This is a genomic window from Streptomyces botrytidirepellens, from assembly GCF_003721215.1.
Classification (GTDB): domain Bacteria; phylum Actinomycetota; class Actinomycetes; order Streptomycetales; family Streptomycetaceae; genus Streptomyces; species Streptomyces himastatinicus.
The window spans coordinates 1-14728 of record NZ_RIBZ01000818.1 but is presented as its reverse complement, the minus strand read 5'-3'; the positions used below and the strand labels follow the sequence as shown (position 1 = coordinate 14728).

Annotated in this window: 14 protein-coding genes and 1 pseudogene; 8 read left to right on the top strand and 7 right to left on the bottom strand. The window is 70.1% G+C overall.

From position 1 onward, the window contains the following. Positions 1-338, bottom strand: a 338-nt coding sequence (locus tag EEJ42_RS42160; protein WP_123107429.1) for a sigma-70 family RNA polymerase sigma factor, incomplete at its 3' end; no start/stop codon positions are given. Between the two features lie 362 nt (positions 339-700). On the opposite strand from EEJ42_RS42160, the gene EEJ42_RS42155 reads away from it, so the two are divergent. Then, positions 701-2317 (top strand): carboxylesterase/lipase family protein, encoded by a 1617-nt coding sequence (locus tag EEJ42_RS42155; RefSeq protein ID WP_123107428.1) that lies wholly within the window; start codon positions 701-703, stop codon positions 2315-2317. A 19-nt stretch (positions 2318-2336) separates the two neighbouring features. Here EEJ42_RS42155 and EEJ42_RS42150 read toward each other — a convergent pair whose 3' ends face one another. Continuing rightward, positions 2337-3392: an NAD(P)-dependent alcohol dehydrogenase gene (locus EEJ42_RS42150; protein WP_123107427.1), complete on the bottom strand. Its 1056-nt coding sequence runs from the start codon at positions 3390-3392 to the stop codon at positions 2337-2339. A gap of 322 nt (positions 3393-3714) precedes the next feature. On the opposite strand from EEJ42_RS42150, the gene EEJ42_RS42145 reads away from it, so the two are divergent. Continuing rightward, positions 3715-3933: a hypothetical protein gene (locus tag EEJ42_RS42145; RefSeq protein WP_123107426.1), complete on the top strand. Its 219-nt coding sequence runs from the start codon at positions 3715-3717 to the stop codon at positions 3931-3933. Between the two features lie 134 nt (positions 3934-4067). On the opposite strand, the pseudogene EEJ42_RS42140 reads toward EEJ42_RS42145, so the two are convergent. Then, positions 4068-4217 (bottom strand): annotated as a pseudogene (locus EEJ42_RS42140) (NAD(P)-binding domain-containing protein); the annotation flags it as partial. Between the two features lie 103 nt (positions 4218-4320). On the opposite strand from EEJ42_RS42140, the gene EEJ42_RS42135 reads away from it, so the two are divergent. From EEJ42_RS42135 to EEJ42_RS42125, 3 genes are all read left to right on the top strand, one after another. Continuing rightward, positions 4321-5232: a LysR family transcriptional regulator gene (locus EEJ42_RS42135; protein WP_123107425.1), complete on the top strand. Its 912-nt coding sequence runs from the start codon at positions 4321-4323 to the stop codon at positions 5230-5232. A 144-nt stretch (positions 5233-5376) separates the two neighbouring features. Continuing rightward, on the top strand, positions 5377-6543 hold the full coding sequence (locus tag EEJ42_RS42130; protein ID WP_123107424.1) for a CaiB/BaiF CoA transferase family protein: 1167 nt from the start codon (positions 5377-5379) through the stop codon (positions 6541-6543). 43 nt (positions 6544-6586) lie between these two features. Then, complete coding sequence (locus EEJ42_RS42125) at positions 6587-7804, top strand: acyl-CoA dehydrogenase family protein (protein ID WP_123107423.1); 1218 nt, start codon at positions 6587-6589, stop codon at positions 7802-7804. Positions 7805-7831: 27 nt separating this feature from the next. Here the strand turns inward: EEJ42_RS42125 and EEJ42_RS42120 are convergent, their stop codons facing one another. Continuing rightward, entirely contained in the window at positions 7832-9451 is a 1620-nt protein-coding gene (locus EEJ42_RS42120; protein ID WP_123107422.1) for an ABC-F family ATP-binding cassette domain-containing protein, read from the bottom strand. Positions 9452-9508: 57 nt separating this feature from the next. Here EEJ42_RS42120 and EEJ42_RS54355 point away from each other — a divergent pair, with 57 nt between their 5' ends. From EEJ42_RS54355 to EEJ42_RS42110, 3 genes are read left to right on the top strand one after another with little or no spacing between them, the layout of a single operon-like run. Further along, positions 9509-10201, top strand: coding sequence for an ATP-grasp domain-containing protein (locus EEJ42_RS54355; protein ID WP_342778404.1), 693 nt, complete (start codon positions 9509-9511; stop codon positions 10199-10201). Between the two features lie 8 nt (positions 10202-10209). Next, positions 10210-10557: a hypothetical protein gene (locus EEJ42_RS54350; protein ID WP_342778403.1), complete on the top strand. Its 348-nt coding sequence runs from the start codon at positions 10210-10212 to the stop codon at positions 10555-10557. Positions 10558-10582: 25 nt separating this feature from the next. Beyond that, positions 10583-10969: an AMP-binding protein gene (locus EEJ42_RS42110; RefSeq protein ID WP_246097714.1), complete on the top strand. Its 387-nt coding sequence runs from the start codon at positions 10583-10585 to the stop codon at positions 10967-10969. 38 nt (positions 10970-11007) lie between these two features. Here EEJ42_RS42110 and rutA read toward each other — a convergent pair whose 3' ends face one another. From rutA to EEJ42_RS42095, 3 genes are all read right to left on the bottom strand, one after another. Next, positions 11008-12072: a pyrimidine utilization protein A gene (gene rutA / locus EEJ42_RS42105; protein ID WP_123107421.1), complete on the bottom strand. Its 1065-nt coding sequence runs from the start codon at positions 12070-12072 to the stop codon at positions 11008-11010. Positions 12073-12226: 154 nt separating this feature from the next. Further along, positions 12227-13042, bottom strand: coding sequence for a DUF899 domain-containing protein (locus EEJ42_RS42100; protein ID WP_123107420.1), 816 nt, complete (start codon positions 13040-13042; stop codon positions 12227-12229). An 83-nt stretch (positions 13043-13125) separates the two neighbouring features. Then, positions 13126-14728: glycoside hydrolase family 84 protein (locus EEJ42_RS42095; protein WP_123107419.1), on the bottom strand; the 1603-nt coding region annotated here is incomplete at its 5' end.

The window sequence follows — 14728 nt, the reverse complement described above, 5'->3', positions numbered from 1 at the left end:
TGCACGCCCCACATGTGGTCCCGGAAGTGGCGCTTGATCTCGCCCACGACGGTCGGCACGGCATAGCTCGCGAAGGCGCTGCCGCGGTCCGGCTCGTACCGCTTGACGGCCTTGACCAGGCCGAGCATCGCCACCTGCCGCAGATCCTCCGCGGACTCACCGCGGTTGCGGAACTGCCGGGCCAGCCGCTCCGCCATCGGCATCCAGGCCCGTACGACATCCTGCCGCAGCGCCTCCTTCTCGGGCCCCTCGGGCAGAGCGGCGATGCGCCGGAACTCGGCGGCGGTGTCGGGAGCGTCGTCGTGCGAGTGCTTGCTTCGCGTGCGTACAGCAGTCATGCGCCGGTCTCCCTCATCGTGTGGTCGGTAGCACCGTGGGAGAAGAGCCGACTGCCTGGGGTGCCGGACAGAGCACACCCCGAGCAGCCGAACTGCTCCCGTGGGCGTGCCTCCGGTCCGAAGCACGTTGATGCGCGTGCCCGGCGCGAGGACCCCCAAACAACCTCGTCGGTTCAGGGGGTGGCGATCGGCGGAACGTCGAGGACGGGGCCGGTGACGGACACCGCGCGCACCTCACCGAGCGGCTGGTCCGGCTGGAGGGGCGCGGGCTCGTGCGCCGCAGGCCGCCTCCGGTCGAGGAGTGAGGATCGGCCCGTGATTCGATGGAGCCCTGCTTCCGTCCGGGAGGTCCAGGGCAATCCATGATCCGACGAGTACTCGCGGCCGCGGTCAGCCTGGCCGCGCTGGCCACCGTCCCCTCGGCCGCCCCCACCGTGTCGCGCCCGTTGACGGTGGCCACCGCCAAGGGCGTGGTCGAGGGCGCCGCGGCGAACGGGGTCGGCCGGTTCCTCGGCATCCCGTACGCCGCGCCACCGGTCGGCGACCGGCGCTGGCAGCCGCCCGCGCCCGCATCCGCATGGCCCGGTGTCCGGTCGGCGGACCGGCCCGGTGCGGCCTGCGCCCAGACGGCCACCGGCGGTGGCGCGGGCACGAGCGAGGACTGCCTGCACCTCAACGTCTACGCCCCCGAACGGCGCACGGACCGTCCGCTGCCGGTGCTGTTCTGGATCCACGGCGGGGGCTTCATGAGCGGTTCGGGCGACCTCTACGACGGCTCACAGCTCGCGCGGACCAACAACATCGTGGTCGTCACGGTCAACTACCGGCTGGGCGTGTTCGGCTTCCTCGACCTGCCCGGGCTGAGCGCGCGGGGCGGTGGCAACTACGGCCTGCTCGACCAGCAGGCGGCGCTGCGCTGGACCCAGCGGAACATCGCCGCGTTCGGCGGGGACCCCGGCCGTGTGACGGTGTCGGGCGAGTCGGCCGGTGGCCAGTCCGTGTGCGCCCTGATGGCCTCGCCCCCGGCCCGCGGCCTGTTCGACCGAGCCATCATGCAGAGCGGCGGCTGCCCGAGTCTCACGTCCGCGCAGGCCACCGCGCGGGGCAAGAGCTACGCCACCGCCGCGGGCTGCGGTGATTCCGCGGCGGCCGTGTCCTGTCTGCGGGCCAAGCGGCCGGACGAGTTGCTGGCCGCCGGGCGCGACTTCGGTGGCATCCTCAACGGCCCCCTGCCCGTGTCCGGGGTCCCCGAACTGCCCGTCGCGCCGGGCGTGGCGGTGCGCTCCGGCAGGTTCGCCGACGTCCCCCTCCTCATCGGCACCAACCGCGACGAGATCCGCAAGTGGGCGCTGCCGTTCGCGCACGCCAGCAAGGAGCAGTACGAGCGGGTGATCGGGCAGCAATTCGGCCCCCACGCCGCCGGGGTCCTCGCCCGCTACCCCTATGACGCCCGCAACCGCACGTACGGCGCGGCGTACCCCCTGGGGGCGCTGTGGACCGACAGCAGCGTGTTCTACGGGATGGGCGGCTGCCAATACCAGCGCCTGGCGGACCAGTTCGCGTCCCGGCAGCCCCGGACGTACTTCTACGAATTCGGCGACCGCAACCCGCCCTCGCACAGCCCCGCCCAGCCCGGTTTCGCGGCGGGCGCGGCCCATGCCGCCGAGCTTCCCTACCTGTGGCCCAGCATGTCCCCCACGCCACTGACACCGGAGCAACGGCAGCTGTCGCGGGCGATGATGCGCTACTGGGGCGCGTTCGTCAGGGACGGGCGCCCCACGACAGACCACCAGGCGCCGTGGCCGTCGTACCGCGACGCCAAGCTCATGTCGCTGCTGCCCGGCGACCGCAGCAGGGCGGTCAACTCCGGGGCGTACGCGGCACGACACCAGTGTTCGTTCTGGAACGGGATCGACTACGACTGGCTGACCACCGACCCGATGTACCTCGCCCGGCGGGCCGGGGTTTCCGCACGCTGAACCCCGGCCCGGGTGGGGGTCACCGGTGGTGTGTCGCGAGGGTGGCGATGTCGATGACGAAGCGGTAGCGCACGTCCGAGGCGAGGACCCGTTCGTACGCCTCGTTGATCTTCTCGGCCGGGATGACCTCGACGTCGGCGCCCACGCCGTGCTCGGCGCAGAAGTCGAGCATCTCCTGCGTTTCACGGATGCCGCCGATCAGCGATCCTGCGAGTGTCCGGCCCTGCATGAGCAGGGAGAACACGCTGAGCGACAGCGGCTCGGCGGGTGCGCCGACGTTGGCCATGACGCCGTTCACGGCCAGCAGGCGGAGATAGGCGTCGAGGTCGAGCCTGGCGCTGACCGTGTTGACGATCAGGTCGAAGGTGCCCGCCAGCTGCTCGAAGGTGGCCGGGGCGCCCGTGGCGTGGTAGTGGTCGGCTCCCAGGCGCAGACCGTCGTCCTTCTTCTTCAACGACTGCGACAGGACGGTGACCTCGGCGCCCATGGCGTGCGCGAGCTTGACGGCCATGTGGCCGAGGCCGCCCAGTCCGACGACCGCGACCCTCTTGCCGGGGCCCGCTCCGAAGCGGCGCAGCGGTGAGTACGTGGTGATGCCCGCGCACAGCAGCGGTGCCGCCTCGTCCAGGCCGATGCCCTCGGGGATGCGGACCACGAAGTCGTCGTTCACCACGACGTGGGTGGAGTAGCCGCCTTGGGTGACGGTGCCGTCCTCGTCGATGGCGCCGTAGGTGAGTGTGTGCCCCTTCAGGCAGTACTGCTCCTCACCCCGTCGGCAGGGCTCGCAGGCCCGGCAGGAGTTGACCATGCAGCCGACCCCGACCCGGTCGCCGACGGCGTGCGCGGTGACCTCGGAGCCGACCTCGGTGACGATGCCCGCGATCTCATGGCCGGGGACGATCGGGTAGGTCTGTCCGCCCCATTCGCTGCGGGCGTGGTGGATGTCGGAGTGGCAGATGCCCGTGTATGTGATCTCGATGAGCACATCGTGCGGGCCGACGTCCCGGCGCTCGATGGTCGTGGGGGTGAGCGGTGCGGTGGCGGAGGTCGCGGCGTAGGCGTTGACGGTGAGCATGATTCGGTGGTGCTCCTTGCTGCGTGCTGTGGCCCGAAGGGGCCAGGTGTGTCGCCGCCCTCCACTCTCCGTGGCATCGGCGCACGGTGGCAGGCCGCGCTGTGCCGGGGAGTGGCGTTCGGGGGAGTGACAGACCCCCCGTCATCGCGGGTGAGAGATCCTCCGCGGAGGCCGCACGGCCCCCTGAGCCACTGACTCATGCCGACGGCCGTCATGCCGTCTTCCGCCATTGGAGGGACCCTGAGCCCACCATCCCTACCCGAAGGGCAATATACGGAAGTAGCCGGGCATATCCGGCCAGCCAGCCCAGCAAGGAGACCCCATGCGTATCCAGACGGCCCTGTCCACGCTCGCCCTCGCCGCCGCGGCCCTCACCGTCGGCGCGACCGGCGCCGCGGCCGCCGACGGACCGGATGTCAACGTCTACAACTCCGGCAACACGGCCTTCCCCGGCCTGTGCGCCAGCAACCAGTTCTCCTTCGTCACCGTCCCCGTCAACCTCCTGGGCGCGTCGGACTCCAGCTCGTGCGGGACCCACTGATCGGCACCGATGGCGGAGTACTCACACGCACCGGGGCCGTTCCGCGTGGCGCTGTGCCACACGGAACGGCCCCCACGGACGGGCCCTCAGCGAAGCCCACGTCAGCTCTGCGCCTTCGCGAGGAGCGCCCGTATCTCGGCCGCCGACGCCGCCCTGGCGCGGGGGCCGAGTTCCGCGACCAGGTCGGCCGGCGTCTCCGGTCCGCGCGAGTTGCTGAGCACGACGTCGAGTCCGGCATCTACGGCCAGCCGCGCGATGGTGCCGCCGATCCGTCCACTGCCGATGAGCCCTCAAGCCACGCCGGAGCAACCTGGAGGGATCCGCGCGCATTCCCTCCGCACTCCGCCCGCGGCCAGGGGCGGGCCGCGGGGTGGCTAGGGTGGATCCGTGGAGCTCCTACACCTGCGTTACTTCGCCGCCGTCGCCCAGGAACTGAACTTCTCCACCGCGGCCCGCAAACTGCACATGGCGGCGTCCCCGCTGAGCCGGCGGATCAAGGACCTGGAGAACGAACTCGGACACCGGCTGTTCGACCGCGACACCCACCATGTGCGGCTCACCCCGGCGGGCAGCGCGCTGCTGCCGATCGCCCGCGGCGTCCTGGAGCAGGTCGATTCCATCAAGTGGCGGCTGGACGAGACGACCCGGCCGCAGCGGACCACCCTGCTGCTCGGCGTGCCCACGGGCATCCACCCGGAGCTGCGCGAACGGCTCGACGCCCTCGCCGAGCGGGTCCGCGACCGGTTCGAGGTCACCCGCTGGCCGGGCGCCACCGACCGCCTGGTCGACGCGGTGTGCGACGGCAGGCTGGCGCTGACCCTGGCCCGGCTCCCGGTCGGCGGCGACCCGGCGCTGGAGCAGCTACCGGTGATGTCGGAACGGCTCGGCGCGGTCGTGCCCCGCGACAAGTTCCCCGGGCGGGAGTCGGTGGCGCTCGCGGAACTGGCCGACCTCGCCTACGCGGGCTCCCCCGCGGCGGGGACCCACGCGTACTTCCGCGGACTCGACCAGCAGCTGTCCGACCTCGGCATCAAGAAACGCATCACGCTGAACAGCGCCACATTCGACGGGGTGTCCGAAATCGTTTCGAGCGGTCTGGCGTTCTCCCTTTCCATGCTGGATCCGAAAAGCCCCATGCAGAATTACCGCCTGGACAATGTGGCCGTCCTCCCCTTCTCCGATTTCCATCCCCGCCTTGAGACCGGACTGCTATGGCGTCAGGACCGCGCCCACGGCGGTGACCTGGAGGAAGTTGCCGCCACTGCCCGGGAGATATTCGCCGAGCCGCTCCACGTATAGCTCCCGCGGAGCGCCCTGAAGGCGGTATGACCAGTGTGGTCACACCGCCTTTCGCAACATGATCATTCCGCTCCCCGCCCCACCCTTGTTAATTTGATTTCCAGATACACACATGTGGTGAGGCAAGGAGTGAAGGCACACACGATGACGGACATCACGGACACCATCGCCGGTCCCCTGGAAGGCGTGCGCGTGATCGACCTGTCGACCGTGGTGATGGGCCCCTACGCGGCCCAGATCCTCGGGGACCTGGGCGCCGACGTGATCAAGATCGAGTCGCCCGCCGACACCGTACGAGTGGGCCACTACCGCACCACACCGGGCATGACGGCGCTGAATCTCAACGTCAACCGCAACAAGCGCAGCGTGGCCCTCAACCTCAAGGACGAGCCGGAGCGCGAGCGGGCGCTCGAACTGATCGACACCGCCGACGTGCTGATCACGAACATGCGGCCCGGCGCGCTGCACCGCCTGGGGCTGTCCTACGACGACATCGCCTCCCGCCATCCGCGCCTCGTCTACGCGCACGCGCAAGGGTTCCGCAGCGACTCTGACCGGGCCGGCAACGCCGCCTACGACGAGACCGTGCAGGCCGCGTCCGGCCTGGTCGACATCGCCGACCGGGCGCTGGGCGAGCCCGTCTACCTGCCCACCATCATCGGCGACAAGGTCTCCTCGCTGACCATCGCCTACAGCGTGCTCGCCGCCCTGCTGCACCGGGACAGGACCGGCCGGGGCCAGCTCGTCGAGATCCCGATGACGGACACGCTGATCGCGTTCAACCTGGTCGAGCACCTGGCGGGACACACCCACGAGCCCGAACTGGGCCCCACCGGCTTCCCGCTGTCGATGGCCAAGGGGCACAAGGCGGTGCGCACCAAGGACGGTCTGGCCTGCGTGATCCCGTACAACCCGCGGAACTTCCGCGACTTCTTCACCGCCGCCGGACGCCCGGACCTCGCCGAGGACCCGCGCGTGGGCGGCGAGGCGATCGACAGCGCCGACCACGAGGACCTGGCCGCGCTGATCGACGCGTGCGCCCCGGCGCTGACCACCGCGGAGTGGACGGAGGTGTGCGCGAAGCACAGCATCCCGATGGCCCCGGTGCTGGAGCTGGACCGCGCCCACGAGGACCCGTACGTCCGCGACGGCCACCTCCTCGACACCGTCGAGCACCCGACCGAGGGCACGCTCCGCACCATCGGCATCCCGATGCGCTTCTCCGCCACCCCCGGCACGATCCGCCGTCTGGCGCCGGTCGCGGGCCAGGACACCGAGGAAGTCCTCGCCGAGTTCGACGCCGCCCGCTGAGCGACGCCGACGCCTTCGTCCACCCCCGAGGAGGAGAACCGAGATGACCACCGCCGTGCAGCCGTCGGCCGCCGGCCCGATCGCGGACGAACTGACCGCCGACTTCTACCACTACGAGTCGCTGCTGCCGGACGAGGAGCGCGCGATCCTCCTCAAGGCCCGCTCCCTCATGCGCGACCGGGTCAAGCCGCTGGTGAACGAGAGCTGGGCGCGGGGCGAGTTCCCGCGGGAGCTGATCGCCCTGTTCCGCGACAGCCGCCTCGCCGGGCTGCCCTACGAGGGCTACGGCGCGCACCGCCCCGCCGTCAGCAACCTCCTGTCCGGCATGCTCGCCCTGGAGACGGCCCGCACCGACGCGTCGGTGTCCACCTTCTTCGGCGTCCACAACGGCCTGGCGATGTACTCCATCCACGCAGGCGGCGACCAGGAGCAGCGCGACCGCTGGCTTCCGGCGATGGCCGCGATGGACAAGATCGGCGCGTTCGCCATGACCGAGCCGCTCGGCGGCTCCGACGTCGCGGGCGGCATGCGCACCACCGCCCGGCGCGAGGGGGACACCTGGGTCCTGAACGGCGCCAAGAAGTGGATCGGCAACGCGACCTTCGCCGACTACGTCGTGGTGTGGGCCCGGGACGTCGACGACCACCACGTCAAGGGCTTCGTCATCAAGAAGGGCACGCCCGGCTTCAGCCCGGCGAAGATCGAGAACAAGCTCGCCTTCCGGATCGTGGAGAACGCCGAAATCACCCTGACCGACGTCCGGGTGCCGGAGGCCGACCGCCTCCGGAACATCGGCTCCTTCCGGGACGTGGCGGAGATCCTGCGCGCCACCCGGAGCGGAGTGGCGTGGCAGGCGCTGGGCGTGATGGTCGGCGCCTACGAACTGGCGCTGGACTACGCCCGGGAGCGCCACCAGTTCGGCCGCCCGATCGGTGGCTTCCAGCTCGTGCAGGACCTGCTGGTCAAGAGCCTGGGCAACATCACCGCGTCCTGGGGCATGCTGGTGCAGCTCGCCCGGATGCAGGACGCGGGCATCTTCCGCGACGAACACTCCGCCCTCGCCAAGGCGTTCGTCACCTCCCGGATGCGGGAGGTGGTGGCCTGGAGCCGGGAGATCTTCGGCGGCAACGGAATCCTGCTGGACCACGACATCGCCCGATTCTTCGCCGACGCCGAGGCCATCTACTCCTTCGAGGGCACCCGGGAGATGAACACCCTGATCGTCGGCAAGGCGATCACCGGCCGGAGCGCCTTCGTGTGAGTCCGTGGCCGTCTGTGTGAGTCCCCGTCAGCGGAGCCGGTCGACACGGCGCTCGTCCCACACCGGCTCCGCTGTCTCGCGGATGACGCCGTCCGAACCGAAGACCAGGAAGCGGTCGAAGGAGCGCGCGAACCAGCGGTCGTGGGTGACGGCCAGCACCGTGCCCTCGTACGCCTCCAGACCCTCCTGAAGCGCTTCCGCCGACTCCAAGTCCAGGTTGTCGGTCGGCTCGTCCAGCAGCAGCGCGGTCGTCCCGGCCAATTCGAGCAGCAGGATCTGGAAACGGGCCTGCTGGCCGCCCGAGAGCCGGTCGAAGAGCTGGTCGCCCTGGCGTTCCATCTCATACCGGCGCAGGGCGCTCATCGCCCTGCCCCGGTCCCGGGCGTGGTCGGTCCACAGGATCTCGACGAGTGTGCGGCCGGTCAGCTCGGGGCGCGCATGGGTCTGCGCGAAGTGGCCGGGCACGACGCGCGCGCCCAGTTTCCACTCCCCCCGGTGAGCGACGTCCTCACCGGCCAGGAGCCGCAGGAAGTGGGATTTACCCGATCCGTTGGACCCCAGAACGGCCACTCGCTCGCCGTAGAAGACCTCCAGGTCGAAGGGGCGCATCAGCCCTTCCAGCTCCAGCCCCCGGCAGGTCAGCGCCCGGACCCCGGTGCGTCCGCCCGCCAGCCGCATCGTGATGTCCTGCTTGCGCGGTGGCTCCGGAGGCGGGCCCGCCTCCTGGAACTTCCGCAGCCGGGTCTTCGCCGCCTGATAGCGCGACGCCATCTCATCGCTTCGCGCCGCGTACCGCTGCATGTCCAGCACCAGACGCTTCAGCTGGGCGTGTTTCTCGTCCCAGCGCCGACGCAGTTCCTCGAACCGTGCGAACCGCTCGTCCCGGGCCGTGTGATACGTGGCGAAACCACCGCCGTGGACCCATACGTCGCTGCCCGCCGGGCTGGGCTCGACACTGACGATCCGCTCGGCCGCGCGGGACAGCAGTTCCCGGTCGTGGCTGATGAACAGCACCGTCTTGGGTGTCTCCCGGAGCCGCTCCTCCAGCCACTGCTTGCCCGGCACATCCAGGTAGTTGTCCGGCTCGTCGAGCAGCAGGACGTCGTCGGGGCCCCGCAGCAGCGCCTCCAGCACCAGTCGCTTCTGCTCGCCCCCGCTGAGCGTGCGGACCGCGCGCCACTGCGCCTTCTCGTACGGCACCCCGAGCGCCGCCGTGGTGCACATGTCCCAGAGGGTCTCGGCCTCGTAGCCGCGCGCCTCGGCCCAGTCGCTGAGCGCTTGGGCGTAACCCATCTGGGCTGCCTCGTCGTCCCGCTCCATGACCGCGAGTTCCGCCTCGTCGACCGCTCGGGCGGCCTGGCGCAGCGCGGGCCGCGCCACCGAGACCAGCAGGTCCCGCACCGTCCGCTCATCCCGCACGGAACCGACGAACTGCGGCATCACGCCCAGTGAGCCGCTGACGGTCACCGTCCCCTCATCGGGTTCCGTCTCGCGGGAGAGAAGCCGCAGCAGGGTGGTCTTGCCCGCTCCGTTCGGCCCCACCAGGGCGGCAACGGTGCCTTCGCCCACCCGGAAGGAGACGTCGCCGAGCAGCAACCGCCCGTCCGGCAGGAAGTAGGCGAGATGCGCGGCCTCCAGATGTCCCATGGCCCGGCATTCTCTTGTCGCCGCGCCATGACCGGCAAGGCATTTTCTTGAGACGGAGTGAGTGATTCCATTCTTACTCACCGCAAGATCGAACATGTGATTCACATCACACGCTCTATCTTCGCACCTCTGCGCCATGATGCCTCCGGGTTGAACCCGAACAGAAATACGGCGCATAGCTTTCTTCAAGGACTCCACGACGTGGCGGGGGTGCTGACCGTCCATGAAATGGGCGTGTTCGGGGCAGCCTGCCTGCGGCAACAGCTCGGCCTTCCCGGGAACACCGACGCCAAGACGGCCCTTTGCTTCCGGGACAAGTATCCCCAGAAGAGCAAGCTGCCACCCGGGATCAGACGGGCGCGCTGCCGGCACATATCCGGCGATACGCCGTTCACGGAACTCGCCGACGAGCTGGGCGACGTGTTCGTCGTCAAACCGGCGACCGGGGCGGGCGCCCTGCGCACGAGCATCGCCCGCTCCCCGGAGGAATACGCGCGCGCCCTGGAGGTCTTCTCGGGCCGGTCGGATGTCGAGATCGTCGCCGAGCCCTTCGTCGACGCTCCGGAAGTCTACGTCGACGGCATCTGGAAGAACGGCGCCCTGCACTGGTCGTCCATGAGCCGCAACCACATCGCACCGCTCAGCGCCGTCCAGGGCGGCATCCTGGCGGCCCACATTCTGGACAGAAGGCAGCACTCGGAACTTTTCCAGCAAGCGGGGGCGCTTGCCGGGCAGGGGTCAACAAACTGACCTTCGGCGTGGATCTCTTCGATGTCGAGATCAGCCTCGCGCTCGGTGAAGAGGTGACCGTCGACACCCCGGAAGGCACCCCGGAGGGCACCCCACCGGAGCGCTTCTACGGCTACATCCTGCTGCGCCGCCCCACACAAGGCACGCTGACCCAGCGGGATTTCGAGCGAAACTTCCGTTTCGACGAGATCCAGTATTCCTCGTCACCGGATACGCCGGTCGGGCCGTACGGCCGCATCGGTGAGGCGATCGTCTCCGACCAGGACGAGCTGAAACTCCAGCAGACCATCGAAAACATCGTGCGATTCAACGAGGTTGGCAGCGCCCAGAGGAAAGGGTCTCACCCCGATGTCTGATCAACTTCGTGTTTCGACACTTCCGATGCTGCTCGAGCGTGCGGCTCGTGACACCTCTCGAGGAATCACCTTCGTCGGCGGTTCGTTCCTTTCCTATGCCGAGCTGAGGGAATGCGCCCGCCGCATCGCTCAAGGGTTACGCGATGGCGGCACCGCACCGGGCCACCCGGTGCTGATCGCGGCCGATGACCCGGAGAATTTCTTCCGCGCCTTCTGGGGATGTGTGCTGGCCGGTGCCGTGCCGTGCCCGGTCGCGCCACCGTCGGACCCGTCCCGGTGGCAGACGCAGCTGGAGCATCTGCGCACCCTGCTGGACGACCCGCTGATGGTCGTCTCCAAGGCGTTCAGCCTCCCCAGCACGACAGCGGTGACAGGAAGAACACATTACTCGGCGCGTATGCGGGAAAGATAGACGCGATACGTGCCGGAGAATTGCTCATTGACTTCCCGTCACGACCGGGACCGCATCAGCGGCTGGATGCGCGTACCGAAGTTCTCGATGCCTTCGAGGAAGTCGTCGAACACCAGCATGATCCCCTTGGTGCCGGAGACCCCGGCGACCTCGTCGAGCATCGCCGCGACGGTTTCGTACGAGCCGACGAGCGTGCCCATGTTGAAGTTCACGGCGCCCTCGGGCAGCGAGATGGTCCTGGCGGTCGAGGAGCCGTCGGAGGTCGTGTCCGTGGCCGTCTCCCCCGCCATGTACGCCAGCGCCGCGTGGTCGGCGTTGTCGTGGTAGTCCTTCCACTTCGCCTGGGCGGCCTCGTCCGTCTCGTCCGCGATGACCATGAACAGCGAGAGCGCCCCGACGTCGCGGCCGGTCTCGCGCGCCGCCTCCACGAGCGTGGCCGTGGTGTCCGACAGCGCGAGCGGGGTGTTGATCCCGCTTCCCAGGATGAAGTTGTACTCGGCGTGCTCGGCGGAGAACTTCATGCCGGTGGTGCTCTGCCCGGCGGCGACGATGTCGATGTGGCCGTTCGCCGGTCCGGGGGACAGCACGCAGTCGTCCAGGGTGTAGAACTCGCCCTTGAAGTTGCTGACCCCGTCGTGCCACAGCTCCTTCATCACGGTGACGTACTCCGCGGCCCGGGCGTAGCGGTTGCCGAAGTGGTCGTCCCCGGGCCACAGCCCCATCTGGGAGTACTCGCCGGGCGCCCAGCCGGTGACGATGTTGACGCCGAACCGGCCGGGGGCGATCGAGTCGACCGTCGTGGCCATGCGCGCGGTGATCGCCGGGTGCAGGGCGAGGATCGGTGTCGAGGCGTACAGCTTGATCCGCTCCGTCACGGCGGCCAGGCCCGCCATCAGCGTGAACGACTCCAGACAGTGGTCCCAGAACTCGGTCTCGCCGCCGAACCCCTTGAGTTTGATCATCGACAGGGCGAAGTCGAGACCGTGCTCCTCGGCCTTCTGCACGATGGCCTTGTTCAGCTCGAAGGACGGCATGTACTGCGGAGAACTCTTCGAGATGAGCCAGCCGTTGTTGCCGATGGGGATGAAGACGCCGATGTCCATGCCGCTCCTGAACGATCCCGTTGGGTGGTCCGGTGTGATCCTGCGTGTGATCCGGAACAGCAACCGTGCCACGCGATGCCGGTGGATGATCAAGTCCGCCTCGCCGACGGCGGAGTTCGTGGCAAGATCATGACCGAGCTCGCCGAGCCGGGGATCAGTGGTGGTGGCCGTGCCGTCCGAGGGTTTCCACGGGGGTCGCGCCCGGGCGGGTCCACTGCGGTACGGGGCGGCTGGTCGGGCCCCAGGTGGCGTTCCCGTCGGCGTCCGTGCGCCAGTACCAGCAGGCCTGGCGGCCCACGGCCGGGTGCCCCTCGCCGACATCGCCGATCACGGGCCAGCCCTCGGGGTTGTCCTCCCACGCCTCGCCGCGGCCGTAGGGCGTCATGTCGAGCAGGCCGAGGGAGCCGTTGACCCGCTCGTTGCCACGGCCGGTGGTGGAGTAGGTGAGGAACACGCGGTCGCCGTCGCGCAGGAAGCACGCGAGGTGCCCCATCTCGCCGCCGACCGGCGCGTCCACGCCCCGTACCGAGTACCAGGGCTGGGTGTAGCCCATGAACTCCACGTAGCGGGCCACCTCGTCCCACGGGCCCGTGGTCAGGATGGCGAACGAGACGCCCCGGGCGTCGAGGTAGACGGCGTCCCGCACGTGCCAGGCCGTGGTGGTGCAGCCCTCGCACTGCCCCTGGTGCGGCGCGCCGTCGTACCACATGTGCTGGTAGACGACGAGCTCGTCGCGCCCCTGGAACAGGTCGAGGAACGGGACCGGCCCGTCGGCGCCGGTGACCTCGACCGTCCCGTCGAGCTCGACCATCGGCAGCCGCCGCCGGGCCGCGGCGATCGCGTCGCCCTCACGGGTGTGCGCCTTCTCGCGGACCAGCAGCTCCGCCCGCGCCGCCTGCCAGGTGGCCAGGTCGACGACGGGCGGCTTGCCGGGGAGGTTGCTGCTCGCGTTGCCGGGCGTGGTGGTCATGGTGTCCTCCGCGGTGTCTCGTGCCGGGCAGCGTACGGCGTGCTCCGACGCTCACCAGTAGAGACGCGCGGCCCGGCCGGAACTCATCGCGCCAGGCGGCCCCCGAGTCCGGGCGCGGCCGTCAGGAAGGTGTCGAGCACCCCGTCGGCGACGCGGACCGGGCCCTCGGGGCGGGTCTCGCCCGGGATCGTGCGGATCCGCCCGGCCTGCGCGGCCAGCGACGACGACTCGGCGAACCAGCGCTTCGCCTGCGCGGTGTCGCCGTCGAGCCGGGCGCCCAGCGCGTCCAGGGTGCGTTCGAACGCACGGCCCCACAGCGCCAGCGCGTCCAGCCAGGGCGCGGTGTCCGCCACGAAGCCGCGGTCGGCCACGCCCGCCCTGATGGTGGCCGACGCGGTGGCCAGCAGCGCAGCGGAGGGCCGCAGGGCGTTCAGCGCCGCCCGCTGCCGTCCGGCGTCCCAGTCGGTACGGAACCGGGCCAGCCGGGCGGCCAGTTCGGGCGCCTGGGGCTGCCAGGGTTCGTCGCCGAAGGTGGGCGCGAGGTGCTGGGTGTCGAAGAAGGCGAGCAGCGGGGACACGGTGGCCGGGCCCGGATCGTCCCCGGCCAGGTACGCGGCGGCGGTCCGCCAGGTGCGGTCCGGGTTGTACGCGGTGTCGTTCCAGGCGAAGTCCGCCCCGCCGAACAGGGCGACCTTGCTGGCGGCGGCCTGGTTCATCGGGTTGAGGACCAGACCGGAGAGCTGCTGGTGCAGACCGGGCTCACGGGCGTCGTACGGGGCGAGCAGCAGTCGGCCCTCGGCCTGGCCGTAGTCGTTGACGGGGTAGTTGTCCCAGACGAACACCTTGCGTCCCCACACGGCGGCGGCCCGCGTGGCGTCGGCCACGGTGATGCGCGGCGGCACCACATCGGTGCCGGTCCACATGACCTCGACCCGCGGGTCCAGCCGGTCGCGCAGGGCCTTCTTGTACGCGGTCTCGGTGACGTCGCCGTACTCGGTCGGCACCGTCTGGAGCGGTGCGGTGCCCTCGCGGGCGTCCAGGAACTCCTTCTGCACCCGGTTCAGCAGATCGGCCTGCGCCTCGCCCGCGGCCCGCTGCGAGGGCTCGCCGTAGGCGGCGCGGTCGGCGGCGCAGTTCCACCGGGTGTAGCTGATGTCGTCCAGCGGCACCGAGAAGCTGCGCACCCCGAGGTCGTACAGCGCCCCCAACTTGGCCTGGAGCGCCGTGAACTCGGCCGGATCGCTGTAGCAGAGGGAATTGCCGGGGGACAGTGCGAAGGTGAACCGTACGTGGTGGCCGATCGCCTGCCGGACCAGCTCACCGAGCTGGGCGAGCTTGTCGGCCGGGTACGGCTCGCGCCACTTCTCCCGGTGGTACGGGTCGTCCTTGGGCGCGTAGACGTACGTGTTCATCTTGACGTCCCCGTAGAACGCCAGCTGGTCCATGCGCTCGGCGTGGGTCCACGGACTTCCGTAGAACCCCTCGATCACGCCGCGCAGCGGCATCAGCGGATGGTCCACGACCGCCACCGAGGCGATCCTCTTGGCGCCGGTGACCAGCTGACGCAGCGTCTGCGCCGCGTAGTACGTCCCGTCGGCGTCCGCGCCCGCGAGCGCCACCGCCCTGCCGCGCGCGGCGAGCGCGTACCCCTCCGCGGGCAGGTCCGCGGGCACCCGGCCCCCGGCG

Excerpts from the sequence above, each read along its gene's own strand:
- EEJ42_RS42110 (WP_246097714.1), top strand. The coding sequence starts at position 10,583 with ATGCTGCTCGAGCGTGCGGCTCGTGACACCTCTCGAGGAATCACCTTC.
- EEJ42_RS42120 (WP_123107422.1), bottom strand. The coding sequence starts at position 9,451 with ATGGGACATCTGGAGGCCGCGCATCTCGCCTACTTCCTGCCGGACGGG.
- EEJ42_RS42130 (WP_123107424.1), top strand. The coding sequence starts at position 5,377 with ATGACGGACATCACGGACACCATCGCCGGTCCCCTGGAAGGCGTGCGC.
- EEJ42_RS42155 (WP_123107428.1), top strand. The coding sequence starts at position 701 with ATGATCCGACGAGTACTCGCGGCCGCGGTCAGCCTGGCCGCGCTGGCC.
- EEJ42_RS42100 (WP_123107420.1), bottom strand. The coding sequence starts at position 13,042 with ATGACCACCACGCCCGGCAACGCGAGCAGCAACCTCCCCGGCAAGCCG.
- rutA (WP_123107421.1), bottom strand. The coding sequence starts at position 12,072 with ATGGACATCGGCGTCTTCATCCCCATCGGCAACAACGGCTGGCTCATC.
- EEJ42_RS42145 (WP_123107426.1), top strand. The coding sequence starts at position 3,715 with ATGCGTATCCAGACGGCCCTGTCCACGCTCGCCCTCGCCGCCGCGGCC.
- EEJ42_RS42150 (WP_123107427.1), bottom strand. The coding sequence starts at position 3,392 with ATGCTCACCGTCAACGCCTACGCCGCGACCTCCGCCACCGCACCGCTC.
- EEJ42_RS42125 (WP_123107423.1), top strand. The coding sequence starts at position 6,587 with ATGACCACCGCCGTGCAGCCGTCGGCCGCCGGCCCGATCGCGGACGAA.